This window comes from Mesorhizobium sp. M8A.F.Ca.ET.218.01.1.1, from assembly GCF_004791165.1.
In the GTDB taxonomy this organism is placed as follows: Bacteria; Pseudomonadota; Alphaproteobacteria; order Rhizobiales; family Rhizobiaceae; genus Mesorhizobium.
In genome coordinates this window covers 1-286 of the sequence record NZ_SRUZ01000201.1, presented here as the reverse complement: position 1 = coordinate 286, position 286 = coordinate 1, and the positions used below count along the sequence as shown (strand labels likewise).

At 67.1% G+C, this 286-nt stretch carries 1 protein-coding gene; it reads right to left on the bottom strand.

The genetic code is table 11. The annotated features are described in order from the left end of the window. On the bottom strand, positions 1-286 hold a 286-nt coding region (locus EN861_RS35015; RefSeq protein ID WP_135928258.1), incomplete at both ends, for a GNAT family N-acetyltransferase.

Below are 286 nucleotides of genomic sequence, written 5' to 3'. Positions count from 1 at the left end.
CCGATGGACTCGTAGAGCCTTATCGCCGCGGCGTTGTTGGCAAAGGCGTGCAGATAAGGCACCTCGCCGCGCGCCACGATGCGGTTGGCCACGAACAGCGACAACAGCCTGGCAAGGCCGCCGCCGCGGAAATCCGGATGCGAGCACACGCCGCTGAGTTCCGAATAGCCGGGCTGCTTCATGCGCTCGCCGGCCATCGCCGCCAGCCTGCCGTCGATCTTCACGCCCCAGAACTCGCCGAGGCTCAAGGCCTCCAGCGTGAACGGGCCGGGCTTGGTGAGCGATG